This window comes from Dyella sp. (assembly GCF_051954575.1).
Classification (GTDB): domain Bacteria; phylum Pseudomonadota; class Gammaproteobacteria; order Xanthomonadales; family Rhodanobacteraceae; genus Dyella_B.
Map to the genome: position 1 here is coordinate 17547 of NZ_JBQCHP010000025.1, position 14763 is coordinate 32309.

15 protein-coding genes are annotated in these 14763 nt (G+C 62.8%); 2 read left to right on the forward strand and 13 right to left on the reverse strand.

Annotation, left to right across the window (positions count from 1 at the left end; genetic code table 11):
- Positions 1-192: 192 nt before the first annotated feature.
- The 7 genes from ACTHNE_RS02845 to ACTHNE_RS02875 all read right to left on the reverse strand — a co-directional run bounded on the left by ACTHNE_RS02845 (position 193) and on the right by ACTHNE_RS02875 (position 6777).
- Positions 193-723, reverse strand: coding sequence for a DUF3341 domain-containing protein (locus tag ACTHNE_RS02845; RefSeq protein WP_324945644.1), 531 nt, complete (start codon positions 721-723; stop codon positions 193-195).
- The gene (gene nrfD, locus ACTHNE_RS02850; RefSeq protein WP_324945647.1) at positions 723-2081 is read right to left on the reverse strand and encodes an NrfD/PsrC family molybdoenzyme membrane anchor subunit; all 1359 of its coding nucleotides are present in this window, start codon (positions 2079-2081) and stop codon (positions 723-725) included. Before nrfD ends, ACTHNE_RS02845 begins: the two co-directional genes overlap by 1 nt.
- On the reverse strand, positions 2078-5017 hold the full coding sequence (locus ACTHNE_RS02855) for a TAT-variant-translocated molybdopterin oxidoreductase (protein ID WP_324945650.1): 2940 nt from the start codon (positions 5015-5017) through the stop codon (positions 2078-2080). The genes nrfD and ACTHNE_RS02855 overlap by 4 nt, the downstream gene beginning before the upstream one ends.
- Positions 5005-5652, reverse strand: a complete 648-nt coding sequence (locus ACTHNE_RS02860; RefSeq protein WP_324945653.1) for a cytochrome c3 family protein — start codon at positions 5650-5652, stop codon at positions 5005-5007. Before ACTHNE_RS02860 ends, ACTHNE_RS02855 begins: the two co-directional genes overlap by 13 nt.
- A 100-nt stretch (positions 5653-5752) precedes the next feature.
- On the reverse strand, positions 5753-6247 hold the full coding sequence (locus ACTHNE_RS02865; protein ID WP_324945657.1) for a hypothetical protein: 495 nt from the start codon (positions 6245-6247) through the stop codon (positions 5753-5755).
- Between the two features lie 93 nt (positions 6248-6340).
- Positions 6341-6532 carry a hypothetical protein gene (locus tag ACTHNE_RS02870; protein ID WP_324945660.1) on the reverse strand — a complete coding sequence of 64 codons (192 nt, stop codon included), beginning with the start codon at positions 6530-6532 and terminating at the stop codon, positions 6341-6343.
- Positions 6529-6777, reverse strand: coding sequence for a hypothetical protein (locus ACTHNE_RS02875; protein ID WP_324945663.1), 249 nt, complete (start codon positions 6775-6777; stop codon positions 6529-6531). The genes ACTHNE_RS02870 and ACTHNE_RS02875 overlap by 4 nt, the downstream gene beginning before the upstream one ends.
- Positions 6778-6929: 152 nt before the next feature.
- Here ACTHNE_RS02875 and ACTHNE_RS02880 point away from each other — a divergent pair, with 152 nt between their 5' ends.
- Positions 6930-7829, forward strand: coding sequence for an SDR family oxidoreductase (locus tag ACTHNE_RS02880; RefSeq protein ID WP_324945666.1), 900 nt, complete (start codon positions 6930-6932; stop codon positions 7827-7829).
- Positions 7830-7993: 164 nt separating this feature from the next.
- Here the strand turns inward: ACTHNE_RS02880 and ACTHNE_RS02885 are convergent, their stop codons facing one another.
- The 3 genes from ACTHNE_RS02885 to ACTHNE_RS02895 form a co-directional block, all read right to left on the reverse strand.
- Entirely contained in the window at positions 7994-8338 is a 345-nt protein-coding gene (locus ACTHNE_RS02885) for a glycine zipper 2TM domain-containing protein (protein ID WP_324945669.1), read from the reverse strand.
- Positions 8339-8436: 98 nt separating this feature from the next.
- Positions 8437-10284 (reverse strand): CHASE3 domain-containing protein, encoded by a 1848-nt coding sequence (locus ACTHNE_RS02890; protein WP_324945672.1) that lies wholly within the window; start codon positions 10282-10284, stop codon positions 8437-8439.
- A 115-nt stretch (positions 10285-10399) separates the two neighbouring features.
- Complete coding sequence (locus ACTHNE_RS02895; RefSeq protein WP_324945675.1) at positions 10400-10750, reverse strand: response regulator; 351 nt, start codon at positions 10748-10750, stop codon at positions 10400-10402.
- 233 nt (positions 10751-10983) lie between these two features.
- Between ACTHNE_RS02895 and ACTHNE_RS02900 the strand changes: the two genes are divergently transcribed.
- Positions 10984-11112 carry a hypothetical protein gene (locus tag ACTHNE_RS02900; RefSeq protein WP_324945678.1) on the forward strand — a complete coding sequence of 43 codons (129 nt, stop codon included), beginning with the start codon at positions 10984-10986 and terminating at the stop codon, positions 11110-11112.
- 9 nt (positions 11113-11121) lie between these two features.
- Here ACTHNE_RS02900 and ACTHNE_RS02905 read toward each other — a convergent pair whose 3' ends face one another.
- From ACTHNE_RS02905 to tkt, 3 genes are all read right to left on the reverse strand, one after another.
- Positions 11122-11601, reverse strand: a complete 480-nt coding sequence (locus ACTHNE_RS02905; protein ID WP_440268532.1) for a PA2169 family four-helix-bundle protein — start codon at positions 11599-11601, stop codon at positions 11122-11124.
- A 567-nt stretch (positions 11602-12168) separates the two neighbouring features.
- Positions 12169-12423: a hypothetical protein gene (locus tag ACTHNE_RS02910; protein ID WP_324945684.1), complete on the reverse strand. Its 255-nt coding sequence runs from the start codon at positions 12421-12423 to the stop codon at positions 12169-12171.
- 237 nt (positions 12424-12660) lie between these two features.
- Complete coding sequence (gene tkt, locus ACTHNE_RS02915) at positions 12661-14733, reverse strand: transketolase (RefSeq protein ID WP_440268533.1); 2073 nt, start codon at positions 14731-14733, stop codon at positions 12661-12663.
- Between the last annotated feature and the right edge of the window lie 30 nt (positions 14734-14763).

Genomic DNA, 14763 nt, shown 5'->3' on the forward strand with positions numbered 1-14763 from the left:
AGCGATACAACTTCACTATGAAGTTCCACCCTGCTTCGCCGTCATTCCGGCGAACGCTGGAATCCATTGTAGTAGACCGTGCAGAGCACATAGCATCTATGTTGAGTGCTTCGCACATCATATTTGCACTGGATTCCGGCGTTCGCCGGAATGACGTGCGGTCAGGAGAGAGTCTCCGGCGTGAACCGATTTTCATAGCGGCACCTCGTCCACCTGCACCGCCCCCAAGCCCTGCAACAAACTTCGCAACCGCTGCTCCGCCCGCTCCGACCGCACCACCAGCACGAACGCATCCTGGCTCGCACGCTCGAACCGCTCGACATGAAACACCGGGTGATAGAACTTCGGCAGCCGGTTGCCGATCAGCATCGCCAGCACGCCACCCAGCGCCGCCAGCAGGAAGGTGATCTCCAATGCCGGCGGAATGAACGCCGGCCAGCTCGCAAACGGCCGTCCCCCTACGCGTATCGGGTAATGCATCACCGCGGAGAAGTACTGCATCACCAGCATGCCGATCGCACCGATCGCGCCGCCGACGAACGTGGCCAGCGGCACCGCATTGCCGCGGATATTCAGCGCTTCATCCAAGGCTTGCAGCGGAAACGGCGTATAGGCCTCGATCTGCGTATAGCCGGCCTCGCGCAGCGCCCGCACGGCGTCCACCAGCGTCTCCGGTGTTTCGAAGAACGCCATGCAACCGTACCGTTCCTGTTCGCCCGCCATCAGCCCGCTCCTTGCAGCTTGTGCAGCAGCTTGCGCATTTCGTACATCGCCACGATCGGCAGCCAGCGCACGAACAACGTGAACAACAGCAGGAACAGGCCGATCGAGCCGAACAGGAAAATCAAATCCCACAGCGTGGGATAGAACATGCCCCAGCTGGATGGCAGATAGGTGCGGAACAAGGAATTGACGATCAGTATGAAGCGTTCGTACCACATGCCGATCAGCACCAGCATCGAGATCACGAACAAGGCGATGGGGTTGCGACGCACGCGCGGCGACCACAGGAACTGGATCGCCACCACGTTGCAGGCGATGACCGTCCAGAACACCCAGGCGTACGGCCCGAGCAGGCGGTCCTTCATCTCCGCTATTTCATACGGATCGCCGCTGTAGAACGCCATGAAGAACTCGACGGCGTAGTTGTAGCCCACGAACAAACCAGCGGCGAGCATCATCTTCGACAGATTGTCCAGATGCTTCGGCGTGATGATGTCGCCCAGGCCCAACCATCGGCGCAGCGGAATGCCCAGCACCAGCGCCATCGCAAAACCGGAGAAGAACGCGCCGGCTACGAAGAACGGCGGAAACAGGGTGGAATGCCAGCCCGGCAACGTGCCTTCGGAAAAATCCAGCGCCACCATGCTGTGCACGGAAAACACCAGCGGCACCGCCAGCCCGGCCAACACCAGGTTCAGGCTTTCCAGCCGCTTCCAATGCCGCGCTTCGCCACGCCAGCCCAGGGCGAGCAGACCGTAGAACACCTGCTCGCCGCGCGTGCGCGCCTGGTCGCGCAAGGTGGCCAGGTCCGGCAGCAAACCCACGTACCAGTACATGATCGACACCAGCAGGTAGGCGATGATGGCCAGGAAATCCCACACCAGCGAACTGCGCCACTGCGGCCACAGCGACATGCGATTCGGATAGAACGCCACCCAATAGAAGAACCACGGCCGCCCGAGATGGAAGATCGGAAACAGGCCCGACACCGCCACGGCGAACACCGTCATCGCCTCAGCGTAGCGATTGAGCGAGGAGCGCCAATCCTGCCGCGCCAGATACAGCGCCGCGGAAATGAAAGTGCCGGCCATGCCGATGGCGATCCACCACACGTAATTGATCAGCGCGAACGCCCACGCCACCGGAATATTGATGCCCCAGATGCCGACGCCCTTTTCCAGCAACTCGCCCACGCCCGCAGCGAACAGCAAGGTCAGCAGCAGGGAGCAAGCGAACGATACGAACCACAGCGTGCCGTTGGGACGCAGCGCCAGCTTGCCGATCTTGTCGGAAAGGCTGGTATAGGTGTGGCCGCTGGCCAGCAACCGTTCGTGCCGTGCCGTTCGTGCGGCGCTCATGCGTCATCCCCCAAGGCGGGATTGGGGTTGCGCACCTGCGCCAGATACGTGGTACGCGGGCGCGTGTTGAGTTCTTCCAGCAGTGCGTAGTTGCGCGACGATGCTTTCACGCGGCTCACCGCGCTCGCCGGATCGCGCACATTGCCGAAGGTGATCGCCTGGGTGGGGCACGCCGCCTGGCATGCGGTGACCACTTCGCCATCCTGGATGCTGCGCTGTTCCCGATCGGCCGCGATATGCGCGTTCTCGATGCGTTGGATGCAGTACGTGCACTTCTCCATCACGCCGCGATTGCGCACGCTCACCTCCGGATTGCGTTGCGCCTTGAGCGTTTCGGTTTCCAGGTCGGCGAACTGCAGGAAGTTGAAACGCCGCACCTTGTACGGGCAGTTGTTGGAGCAGAAGCGCGTGCCGATGCAGCGGTTGTAGACCTGCACGTTCAAGCCTTCCGCATCGTGCACCGTGGCGCCGACCGGGCAGACCAGTTCGCACGGCGCATGCTCGCAATGCATGCACGGCACCGGCTGATGATGCGTGGCGGGATGCTCCGGCGGCCCCGAGTAATAACGATCCACGCGGATCCAGTGCATCTCGCGCTCGCGCAGCACCTGATCGGCGCCGACGACGGGAATATTGTTTTCCGCCTGGCAGGCGATGGTGCAGCCCTTGCAACCGATGCAGGTGTTGAGATCGATCGCCATGCCCCACGCGTATTCGCCTTGTGGTTGCTCCGGATACAGCGATGCCGGTGTCTTGTCACCTTGTTGCACGACCTTCGCATCGGCTATCAGTTCGGCCAGGCTCACGCTGCGCACCGGCGCCCTGCCCTCCATGTCGAAGTGATCCTGCGTACTGGCCAGCTGCACCGATCGATCGGCCTTTTGCAGCCTCACGCCCGGCGCGGCCCAGGCCTGCGTCGAGGTGCGCAGGCGATACGCATTGAAACCAAGTCCATTGCCAACGCGGCCCGCACAAGTTCGTCCGTAACCCAAGTGCAGCGTGATGCTGCGCGCCGCCTGCCCTGGCGTGATCCACACCGGCGCTTCGATTTTTCGCCCCTCGTGTTCGAGCACCACCACGTCGCCATTGTCCAGCTCGTATTGCGCCGCAAGCTGCGGGCTTATCAGGGCCGCATTACTCCAGGTCAGCTGCGTATGCGGCTTGGACAATTCCTGCAGCCAGCCATTGTTGGCGTAGCGGCCATCCCACACGGTGGGATCGGGACGAAACACCAGCTCGACAGCGCCGAACGGCAACGGCTGCGGCGACCAGTCATCCAGCGCGTTGGTACGGCTGCTGACGGTCGCTACATCCTTGCCGCTGTCGGCGATGACACCGGCGCGCACGCTTTGCGTCCAGTCGACACCCGCATCGTGCGTGCGCCAATAGTCCTCGACGAGCGCCCGCCCGTCCTGCACCTTATCGCCCATCAGCATCGCCACGAATTCGTGCACGGAGCGTCCCTGGTACAGCGGCTCGATCAACGGCTGCACGATGCTGGCGACGCCGCCGCGCGTCTGCGCATCCGACCAGCTTTCCAGTGTATGGCTGGCCGGCAGATGCCACTGCGCAAGCTGCGCCGTCTCGTCCGCATACAGTCCCCAGTGCACCACGCGCGGCACTTTCTTCAACAACGCCGGAAGGTTCAGATCGGCGGGCGCGTGGTAGCCGATATTGCAATCGAGCACCACCAGCCGTTGCACCTCGCCGTGCGCGATTGCCTGGCAAAGCTCGCTCAAGGTGTAGCGCTTGCCGGTGTCGTCGGGCAAGGCCACATAGTCGACCGTGCGCCCTACATTGCCGAGCTTTTCGTTGATGAGATGCGCCAGCGCGTGCAACTGCGGCGGTTGCGATTCGCCAACCACCATCAGGCATCGCCCGCGATGCGCCAACAGATCGGAGCGCAACGCCTGCAGGCGCTGATCGGAGATGCCGCTGCCTGAGGCCGCACCCGTACCGACGCCGAGCGCCTGCGCCAGTTCCTGCGCGAACACCGCGATGGACGACGATTCCAGGATCCAGCGATGATCCGCCATCGCACCGGTCAGCGACGGCGTGGCTTCCACCGCGTAAAGGCGATTCATGCCCGCCGCAGCAGGGTTGCGGCGATCCGCAAATGCGCGCGCATAGGCCACACGTCCAGGCATGTCGCCAAGGAAATCCGCCTCCAGCGACACGATCACATCGGCTTTATCGAAGTGATAGCGCGGCGCGATCGCCGTACCGAACGCCAGCTGCGCACCTTGCTCGGCGTTGTTCTGTGCCACCGGCGCGTATTCGTACCAGCGCAGCCGCGGAAACTGTGCCAGCCATCGGTCGCGTTGCGCGCGCAAAGTCGGCGAAACGATGCGATCGCTGAGCACATGCAAACCGCTGCCATCGTGTGCAAAAGAGGCAGGCCACGCTTTCAGGTCGACGGCGAAGGCATCCCAGCTCGTCGGCTTGCCCAGATACAACGGCCGCTTCGAACGATCCGGATCCCACACTTCCAGCACCGCCGCCTGCGGCAATGGCCCGGTAGCGCCGAGGCTGGCCGGATGCAGCCGATTGCCTTCGACCTTGGTCGGCCGCCCCATATGGCTTGCCACCAGCACGCCCAGCACGTCGCCCGCGTACGCCAGCGTGGTGGCGAAGAACTGCGGCATATCGGGCGTGGTGCCGGGCGGCTCGCTTACCCACGGCACGATCTGTTCCGGCGGTGGACCGCTGCATGCGGCCAGGCCGCCGAACGCCAGCGATGCGCCAAGCAGTTGCAGGAAACGCCGACGGTCCATCGCCGCGAAAGAAGAAAACTGCGGCAATGCCTCGCCCAGCTCGCGCTTGAAACCGGGATCGTCCGCCAGCGCGTCCAGCGCGCGCCAGAAGCGCCGGCCTTGCGCGTCACCCAACCTGCGCCGCGCCAAGGCAGCGGCCTGTTCGAGCCTTATCGATGACATAGCGAACAATCCGTCATGCGGCCGGTGTCGATGCGGTAGGCGCGCACCAGTTCCGCGCCCAGGCGTTGCTGATCCTTCGGCTGCCAGGCCAGGTCGAAGACTTTCTCGCGCGGTCGCAAAAATTTTTGTGGATTGCGATGGCAATCCAGGCACCACTGCATGGAAAGCGAAACCACCCTTTGCGTCAGCGGCATCTCATCGACGCGCCCATGGCACGACACGCAGCCGACGCCTTTGGCGATATGGATGCTGTGATTGAAATACACGAAGTCGGGCAGCTGGTACACGCGATTCCAATGCAACGGCACGCCGCTTTTCCAGCTGTCGCGCACCGGCTTGAGCATTGCCGCATCGGTGAACAACTGCGAATGGCAGGTCATGCAGGTGGACATCGGCGGCATGCCGGCAAACGCGGAGTTCTCTACGCTGGCGTGGCAGAAGCGGCAATCCAGTCCATCGTCCTCAACGTGATGCTTGTGGCTGAAAGGCACCGGCTGGTTGACCGGTTCATCCAGGCGATGCGGATCGGTGGTAACGCTGCGCCAGGCCAGGCATGCGCTGACGGCCACCAGCAGCACGCCGAAAACGGCCAGCTTGGCGTACAGGCCGAAACTGGGGGAAAAGATCTGGCTCATGGTCGGCGGATGCGTGTCATCGCCGCTCGACCGTATTCCGCGAAAAGTGAATGCGCGGTCTCTGTTTTGCCGTAACTGCGTTGATGATCGGCGGCGACGATCAGGTGATCATCGTCGGCCGCTCGAAGGGCAGCGGCTTGGCGCCACTGGCGGCGATCGCATCGCGCACGGCCGGAATGTTTTCCTCGCGAATGTCCACCACCACCAGGATGCGTCCCGCTTCCACTTCGCCCTCGAAGGCGCGGTGCACCGGATCGTCCACCGCCGATCCGGAAAGCGCAGTCGACCACGCACCCAGCACACTGCCGCCCACCGCCATCGCCAGCGCACCGGCCACGGTAATCCCCAAGGGCGGAAACGCCACCGCCACCAAGCCGGCCACCAGTCCGATCGCCGCACCGCCGGCCGCGCCCTTCGCTGCAGCCGGATAGAAATCGCCCTCCACCACCTTGCGTTCGTCCGGCACCATCACCGACTTGTCGGAGCGCGCGATCAACGAGATATCGCCATCGGCAACGCCCGCCGCACGCGCACGATCCATCGCTGCGCGCGCACCGGCCATGTCCTTCACGCTGAACACCACGCGCTTCTTCATGGTTGAGCTCTCCGTGGGGTCTGCAGTGAAAGTAGACGGATCGGCTTCAAGCGGGCGTGAGATGGGCGTGAATGGCGCTCGCCGATGCACGCCTTACATCAGATCCGCCTCATGCAGCAGTTCACTCAGCGCCGCTTCGAGCTTGGGACCGACGAAGTGGTCGTCCGCCATCCAGTGCAAGGTCGCCAGCAGTGCCGGATCACTGCTCACCACCAGCGAGCCGCGATCGCTGCAGCCGCTGTCGGGCGTGGCGCGATCGGCCAGGTATTTGTTCTGCATGGTCATGAGGTTGTCCGTGACGAAGGCAGCGTCGGCGTGGTGCTTGCGGGTTTGGCCGGGCTCAGGATCGTCCGGTTGGAGGCGGGCTGCCGCGGCGTAGTGGAACCGGGCGAGGTGGACGGCTCGGTGGGCCCGTAAGGTTGCTGCGTGGTGGGGTTGCGATCATGGCATGCGCCGACACCAAGCAAGGCGGCGGCAAACACAACCCGCGTCAACCCGGCAGCCAGCCTCGGCAGTCGCTGCATCGCCATGCTCGTCTCCTTGCCATCCATCACGCCGGCACCTTGCCATACGGCCCTTGAAGAAAGCGCATTCGTAAGATCAACAAAGCACTCGTGCGCTGCATACGCAGCTTGTACGGCAGCCGGCGTATTGATGCGCGGTCAGTAATCAGGAGGCAGCGATGAGCTCGACCAATCAGTACACCATGCGCGACCCGGTTACGCAGTATCCGCGCCCGCCCTTCGAAAAACAGCCGCAACCGGCACCCGGCTTGGCACGAGACATGAAACCGCGGCCCGACCATGGCGAAGATAGCTACGTCGGGTTTGGCCGTCTAAAAGGCCGCAAGGCCCTGATCACCGGCGGCGATTCGGGCATCGGCCGCGCAGTGGCGATCGCGTTCGCGCGCGAAGGCGCGGACATCACCCTGAACTTCCTGCCCGAGGAAGAGGAAGACGCCAAGGAAGTGCTGGACCTGATCCGTGAAAGCGGGGTGCAGGTGCATGCGGTGCCCGGCGACCTCAAGAGCGAAGCGTTCTGCAACACCCTGGTGGAAACCGCCGTCAAGAAGATGGGCGGCCTGGATATCGTGGTGAACATCGCCGGCAAGCAGGCGTACCAGGAAACCATCATGGACATCACCACCAAGCAATTCGACGAAACCTTCAAGACCAACGTCTACGCACTGTTCTGGATCTGCAAGGCGGCGGTACCGCATCTGCCGCGCGGCGCGACCATCATCAACACCGCCTCGATCCAGGCGTACGATCAGTCGCCGATCCTCGGCGACTATGCGCCGACGAAATCGGCGATCGTCGGGTTTACCAAGGTGCTGGGGAAACAGCTGGTCGACAAAGGCATACGCGTCAACGCCGTTGCTCCTGGCCCGATCTGGACGCCGCTGCAGCCTTCCGGCGGACAGCCGCAGGACAAGGTGAAGGAATTCGGCAAGAACGTTCCGCTCGGCCGGCCAGGACAACCGGCGGAACTGGCGTCGATCTATGTGTTCCTGGCGTCACAGGAATCGAGTTATGTGACGGCGGAGGTGTTCGGCGTAACGGGCGGGCATCCGTTGCCGTGAGCTGACTTCTCGCAGCTGACAACTCCCTCTCCTGCACGCAGGGGAGGGTTGGGGTGGGGTTGTCCGAGCTTGCCGCATTGTTGAAATACATCGCGAGATTGCTTCACCCCACCCTGGCCCTCCCTACTACACGTAGGAGAGGGAACGCATCTGCAAGCAGAGGCTCAACGTTGCTGCTCGTAACACCTTTCCTCATAGTGATACGTCGCATGGTTCGACTGATGCGCCTCCTGCACCTTCTTGCCCGCATAACCACCCGCCACCGCGCCACCAGCGGTGGTCAACACTTTTCCCTTGCCGCCACCGAACTGATTGCCGAGCAAGCCACCCGCGGCGGCGCCGACCAGCGTTCCGGCAATCTGGTGGCTGTCCTTCGGGCGATCCTGCACGCGTACGCGATGGCAAATCTGATGGGGCGTGCCGTTGTTGCTTTGCGCCACGGCGGCGCTGGTACCCGCCAGCATCAAGCAGGCGACCAGTCCAAGACTTGCCGGCATTCGTGCGTTCATAAGCACCACCTGTTTTCACATGAGGTGACAGCATTATTTTTCGGCAAACGTGAGTCGATGGTCACTGCGGCGTGAGTGCGTTCATACCGCGTGCCGGCTCAGTGCACCGTGCCGTGCGCGACGATGGCGGCACGCAGTTCGCGCGACAGTTCGTCGATCGTGAACGGCTTGGAAATCAGCCTTACGCCCGCATCGAGCACGTCGTTGTGCACGATAGCGTTGCGCGAGTAGCCAGTCATGAACAGCACCGCCATTTCCGGCCTCATTACGTGGATATCGTCGTACAACTGCTTGCCGTTGGCGCCCGGCATCACTACGTCGGTCAGCATCACGTTGATCTGCTGATCGCGCTCGAGCATCCGGCGCGCCGATTCGGCGCTGTCGGCGGCGATGGCTTCGTAGCCGAGATCCTGCAGTATCGACACGACGAATTCGCGCACGTCGGCATCGTCCTCCACCACCAGCACCTTGCGCTGCGGATCGGCCGCGGTTTCCGCCGCTGGTGGCGGCAGGGCTTCGTCGTGATTGGCGTTGCCGCGCGGCAAATAGAGTTTCACCGTCGTGCCCACGCCGGGTTCGCTGTAGATTTTCACGTGCCCGTGCGACTGCTTGACGAAACCGTGCACCTGGCTGAGCCCCAGCCCGGTGCCCTCGCCGATTTCCTTGGTGGTGAAGAACGGCTCGAACGCGCGGTTCATCACGTCGGCGGACATGCCGCAGCCGGTATCGGTGATGGCGATCATCACGTACTGGCCCGGCGCCACGTCGCTGTGCGCGTCGACATAACTGCGATCGAGGAAAACGTTCGCCGTTTCGATGGTGAGCTTACCGATGCCCTTCATGGCGTCGCGTGCGTTCACCGCCAGGTTGAGCAGGGCGCTCTCCAACTGCGGACGATCAACGAAGGCCCGCCACAATCCACCGCCTTGCACCGTTTCGATCTGGATGTTCTCGCCGAGCGAACGGCGCAACATCACCGAAACATCGTGCACGCATTGGTTCACGTCCACCGACTTGGGCTGCAGCGGTTGTTGCCGCGAAAACGCCAGCAGACGTTTGGTGAGTTCCGCGGCGCGCTGCGCGCCGGTCAGCGCATTCATGCCCAAGGTACGCATGCGGCCTTCGCTTTCGGGCAGGCGTTTGATCAGCATTTCCAGGTTGCCGACGATGATCGCCAGCATATTGTTGAAGTCGTGCGCTACGCCGCCGGTAAGCTGGCCCAGCGCCTCCATTTTCTGGGACTGGCGCAATTGCAGCTCGGCCGCTTCGCGCTGCCCGGCTTCTTCGCGCAATGCCTGGTTTTTCTGGCGCATGTCGTTGGCGTAGTGATGCGCCTTGAGCACGATCACAAAGCCCAGGGCGCCAGCCAGCAGCGTAAGCACGATCGTGACCGTGGTCAGGAACGCGCGCTGCGCGATCGCGGTGGATCTGCGTTCACGCAGCATGTCCAGTTCGGTTCGGTCGAAATCGTCAGCCAGGTCGCCGATGCGGCGCATCAGGTTGCGCCCAAGGCTGCTCTTGATCAGCTTCATCGAGACACCGGGATGGCCGGCCTGGCGTTGTTCGATGGTGCCGGAAAGCTCGTCCATCTTCGCCGCGATCAGCGGATAGAGCTCGTCCAGTTGCTGCTGGTGCGCGGGGCTTTTCTCGATGAGCTGGCGCAATTGCCCCTCGAGCACGGGCAACTGGGCTTTTGCCGCGTAGAACGGTTCGATATAGCTGGCGTCGCCGGTGAGCAGATAACCGCGCTGTCCGGTTTCCGCTTCGCGCACCGTGCCGATGAGTTGCTCCAGCGCTTGCCGCACCAGCATGGAGTGCTCGACCAGCCGGTCGGCGCTCATGCTGGACGATGCGGCGATGATCACCAGCGCGCATACGCACAGCAGCAATAGGAATCCCCCAATGAGCCCGAGGCGAATTCGCGCTTGCGCCGATTCGTGCTCCATACGCCAAGCCTTTGATCACACCGGGTGGCAGGCGTGCATCGCTGCGTGCTTGTTCCGGATCGTTAGGGCGATCCCCGCCCGCCAAGCCGATGTACCGGCCCCATCGAAGACAGATTTATGCGTATTCGGTAATCGCCGCCAGCAAGGTCTTGCGGTCGAATGGTTTGGCCAGGTATTTCATCCACGAATGCAGGCCACTTTCGGGCGGCTCCCCATCGCCGGACATCACGATCATGGGGCACTTCAGCCCCTTCTGGTGCATGGTTTCGCCCAACTTGATGCCGCTCATGCCGCGCTCCAGGTTGAGGTCGGTCAGGACCACACCGATGTCCGGGCGCACGGATGCCACCTGCAACGCCTGCGCGGAATTGCTGGCGGCCACGACGTCGTAGCCTGCATCTTCGAGCATGAACGCGGTTACTTCGAGCACGTCACGATTGTCATCAACGAGCAGAACAGTCTTCATGCCATCCCCACCCGATTTCAATGCCGGTCGCCGGCGGTCTGCTGACCGTATGCGGTGTCAACGCAACGAATAATGAACGTGTACCCGAAGTGCGGACAATAGCTAAAACATCTGCACGCAATGTGAAAACAGGATCAAATTGGGCTGCCCAGTTCGTCAAGGAAGCGTATTCGTTCACGGCTGGGCGACTCTTGCCTGTCTAGTTTGACATTCCGCCCTACCTGCTGCCCTTCATGTTGAAACGAATCGGCTGGATCGTGTTCGTGTTGCTGCTGGCGGCCATCATCCTGGCCGGCGCGTACCGTGCTTCGCGTCACAAAGAGGCACGCCCGCCCACGCCTCGCGTCGCGCCGTATCGTTAGTCCACCAGCTCACCATTGCCCGAGCCGCTCGCTGTGCGTCTGCGCAGCCTGCGGATAGCGCTTGAGCGCGAGCATTTCGTCGGACCCTTCGCGCACCGAGGCATAGGCGTTCTGCACTACCGTGCGCGAAAACCAGGACAGCCGTCCGTTTTCCAGCGCGCACTCGTATTTCGCCTTGACGTGCTCCTCGCTGCGCTCCACTTCGTCCACCAGCGCGCTGTAGCCGTAATCCATCGCATGGCAAAGATTGCCGAACACGTGCGGTGCACGGATCGAAGACAGTCCTTTCTTCAACGGATCGCTGCTGATCGCTTCCAGCCGGCTCTGCAGTACGCGGGCGACATTCCGGCGCTGTGCGGAAAGCTGTTCGAACAGGGCGCGAATGCGCGGATTGCCGATACTGCCGGCTACTTTGCGGTAATGCCGGGCACTATCCAGCGTTGCGCCCACCAGGCTCGTGAGGATGCTGATGTCGTCGTCTGCGTTCATGAGCGGCCTCCCCGCGTGGAACTGTGCTGGCTTGGAACGCCGATGGTGAACGAGTGACCGTTCAGCGGTGGCAGATATGAGGTAAAAATTTTTTTGCGGCTTAATGCGGTGCGGCTGTTTGCGGTTGGCGCATTTGTGCGGATAACGACTCCCTCCCCTGCTTGCAGGGGAGGGCTGGGGTGGGGTTGCACGCGCTTGCCGCATGATCGAAATGCACCGCGAGCTTGCTTCACCCCACCCCGACCCTCCCCTACTACACGTAGGGGAGGGAGCGCATTCCGGCACGTTGAGATTCAACGCCAACCAGGTCGACGGGAAACAACCCAAGCACGCCCATTCACGCACATGACGATCGCCCTCACCTGGCACAGCCGCAAACGTTACACGCCATGCCGCACGCTGCCTTCGCCGCGCTAAACAGCCAGCGCGAACAGAGCCGTGGACGGAGGCCGTGGGAAGCGATGGATGCTTCCCGCGGCCTCATCTCGTCGGCACCGATATATGCACACACGCCGACGCACCTCCTCCGCATGGGAGAAGGTGCATCGGCGCGCGATGGTTTATCGCTTAGTGCCCGGCCGTCGACGGCGTCGCCGGCTTTGCGGCGGTGCCGGTGGCTGCCGGGTTGGCTGCCGTGCTGCTGGACGGCGGCGTCATGGCCGTACGCGCAGGCGCCGGCGGCGGATTGGCCGGTGCGGCCGGGGCCGCCGCGGTGGACGGATTGCCCGGGGCTTCGCCGCCGCCGTTGTTGGGGTTGTTGTTGCATCCGCCAATGGCCAAGCCAATACAGGCGACTGCGATACCAAGTGCCGTGCGATTCATGATTTTCTCCTGACGTGACATGTGATGTTTCGCGTCTTGGCCGAATGGGCCGTAACCGCCTTCATGCATCCCCACGGACTGGGCCGTGCATCTCACTTAACGATTACCAGCCTCACCTTGATCCTCTTGTATGCAAGGCTTTGTGGAGTAATTGTCAACGTCCCGTTTGAAAAACCGAATGGACGCTGACAAACCGCCCCGTTCGCCCCGCAAATAGGGGTTTAACTGAATGGAGCTTCATCGCATCTGTGCCGTCTCCCGTCTGTGTCCAAGTAGCGCCCGGGCTGCCGTGCACACCCGGTCAACCGTAAAGCCATATTCGCGCACCACCGTTTCACCCGGCGCCGAGGCGCCGAAACGGTCGATGCCCAGCATGGCGCCCTGCGCGCCGACATAACGCTCCCAGCCCTGCGTGGCAGCCATTTCTACCGCCAGGCGTGCGCCGACCGAGGGCGGCAGCACCTTGTCGCGTTCGCTTTGCGGCAGGGCCTCGAACAGTTCGTGGCTGGGCATCGATACGCAGCGCACCGCGATGCCTTCCTCGCGCAGCCGTTCGGCCGCCTGCACGATCAACGGCACTTCCGAACCGCTGGCGATCAGGATCAGCGCAGGCTTGCCGCCCGGCGCATCGGCCAGCACGTAGGCGCCCTGGCGCAGGCCCTCGGCGGAGGCATAGCGTTGGCGATCCAACGTAGGCAGTTTCTGTCGGCTCAGCGCCAACAGCACGGGGCGATCGCGCGTTTCCACCGCGACTTTCCACGCCACCGCCGTTTCGTTCGCATCGGCTGGTCGAATCACGATCGCATTCGGTATCGCGCGCAAGCTGGCCAGATGCTCCACCGGCTGATGCGTCGGCCCGTCTTCGCCCAGCGCGATGCTGTCGTGCGTAAACACGTGCACCACCTGCAGGCCCATCAAGGCGGCCAGGCGGATCGGCGGACGCATGTAATCGGAAAACACCAAAAAGGTTGCACCGTAGGGAATGAAACCACCGTGCGCCGCCAAGCCGTTGACGATCGAACCCATCGCGTGTTCACGCACGCCGAAATGGATGTTGCGGCCGGTGTAATCGCCGTGCTCCTCGGCCGGATCGTGCGCGTCGGTTTCACCCGTGCGCGGCGGGCGAAAATCGCCGGATGCGCTCAAGGCCGTCTTGGTAGAGGGGTCCAGGTCTGCCGAACCGCCCATCAAGGCAGGCAGTTTCGGCGCCAACGCGTTCATCACCTTGCCCGAGGATTCGCGCGTGGCGAGGCCTTTTTGATCCGGCTCGAACACCGGCACGTCCGCATCCCAGCCGGGCGGCAAGGCACCGCGTAGGCGCGTGTCCAGTTCCTGGAAAAGCTCCGGGTAATGGCTCTGGTAATCCTGCAGGCGCTGCATCCATTGGGTTTCCCAATCCTCGCCGCGCGCCGTCGCCTTGCGCATATGCATCAGCACGTCGTTGGGCACCAGAAAAGCGGGCTCGACCGGCCAGCCCAGTTTCTCCTTGGTCTTGCGCACGCTCTCTTCGCCAAGGGGCGAACCGTGCGCCTTGTAACTGTCCTGCGCGGGTGAGCCAAAACCAATATGCGTGCGCACCCGGATCAGCGAAGGACGCGCCACTTCTAGTCTTGCCTGGCTCAACGCGGTATCGATCGCGGCCAGGTCGTTGCCGTCCTCCACTGTCGCAGTGTGCCATCCGTAGGCCTGGAAACGCTCGATGCGATGTTCCGAAAAAGTCACCGCCGTGCTGCCCGCCAGGGTCACGTTGTTGTCATCGTAGAAACAGATGAGCTTGCCCAGTTTCAGATGTCCTGCCAGCGAAGCCGCTTCGGAAGCCACGCCTTCCATCAGGTCGCCGTCGCTGGCAAGCACATAGGTGTAATGGTCGATGATCTTGTACGGCTCGCGGTTATAGCGCGCAGCAAGCTGTGCCTCCGCAATCGCCATGCCTACCGCATTGGCGAAGCCCTGCCCCAGCGGGCCGGTGGTCACTTCCACGCCCGGCGTGTGTCCGCGTTCCGGATGTCCGGGCGTCTTGCTGCCCCATTGGCGGAATTGGCGAATGTCGTCCAACGTAAGACCGTAGCCGGTCATGAACAGCAGCGCGTACAGCAATGCCGACCCGTGGCCGGCGGAAAGCACGAAGCGATCGCGATCGGCCCAGTGCGGATTGCCCGGATGATGCTTGAGGTAGCGATCCCACAACACGTACGCCATCGGCGCCGCACCAAGCGGCAGGCCGGGGTGTCCGCTGTCCGCCTTCTGCACCATGTCCACGGCCAGAAAACGAAGGGTATCGATGCATTGCTGATCGAGCTGGGAAGCCATGCCGGGATCGAAAAGAAAATGAGGAAGAAA

Bases quoted from the DNA above. Each gene is read 5' to 3' on its own strand.
- ACTHNE_RS02905 (WP_440268532.1), bottom strand. From the start codon at position 11,601: ATGAACGCAGACGACGACATCAGCATCCTCACGAGCCTGGTGGGCGCA.
- ACTHNE_RS02865 (WP_324945657.1), bottom strand. From the start codon at position 6,247: ATGAAGAAGCGCGTGGTGTTCAGCGTGAAGGACATGGCCGGTGCGCGC.
- ACTHNE_RS02855 (WP_324945650.1), bottom strand. From the start codon at position 5,017: ATGTCATCGATAAGGCTCGAACAGGCCGCTGCCTTGGCGCGGCGCAGG.
- ACTHNE_RS02845 (WP_324945644.1), bottom strand. From the start codon at position 723: ATGGCGGGCGAACAGGAACGGTACGGTTGCATGGCGTTCTTCGAAACA.
- ACTHNE_RS02910 (WP_324945684.1), bottom strand. From the start codon at position 12,423: ATGAATCGCACGGCACTTGGTATCGCAGTCGCCTGTATTGGCTTGGCC.
- ACTHNE_RS02900 (WP_324945678.1), top strand. From the start codon at position 10,984: ATGTTGAAACGAATCGGCTGGATCGTGTTCGTGTTGCTGCTGGCGGCC.
- ACTHNE_RS02870 (WP_324945660.1), bottom strand. From the start codon at position 6,532: ATGACCATGCAGAACAAATACCTGGCCGATCGCGCCACGCCCGACAGC.
- ACTHNE_RS02890 (WP_324945672.1), bottom strand. From the start codon at position 10,284: ATGGAGCACGAATCGGCGCAAGCGCGAATTCGCCTCGGGCTCATTGGG.
- ACTHNE_RS02880 (WP_324945666.1), top strand. From the start codon at position 6,930: ATGAGCTCGACCAATCAGTACACCATGCGCGACCCGGTTACGCAGTAT.
- ACTHNE_RS02875 (WP_324945663.1), bottom strand. From the start codon at position 6,777: ATGGCGATGCAGCGACTGCCGAGGCTGGCTGCCGGGTTGACGCGGGTT.
- ACTHNE_RS02860 (WP_324945653.1), bottom strand. From the start codon at position 5,652: ATGAGCCAGATCTTTTCCCCCAGTTTCGGCCTGTACGCCAAGCTGGCC.
- nrfD (WP_324945647.1), bottom strand. From the start codon at position 2,081: ATGAGCGCCGCACGAACGGCACGGCACGAACGGTTGCTGGCCAGCGGC.
- tkt (WP_440268533.1), bottom strand. From the start codon at position 14,733: ATGGCTTCCCAGCTCGATCAGCAATGCATCGATACCCTTCGTTTTCTG.
- ACTHNE_RS02885 (WP_324945669.1), bottom strand. From the start codon at position 8,338: ATGAACGCACGAATGCCGGCAAGTCTTGGACTGGTCGCCTGCTTGATG.
- ACTHNE_RS02895 (WP_324945675.1), bottom strand. From the start codon at position 10,750: ATGAAGACTGTTCTGCTCGTTGATGACAATCGTGACGTGCTCGAAGTA.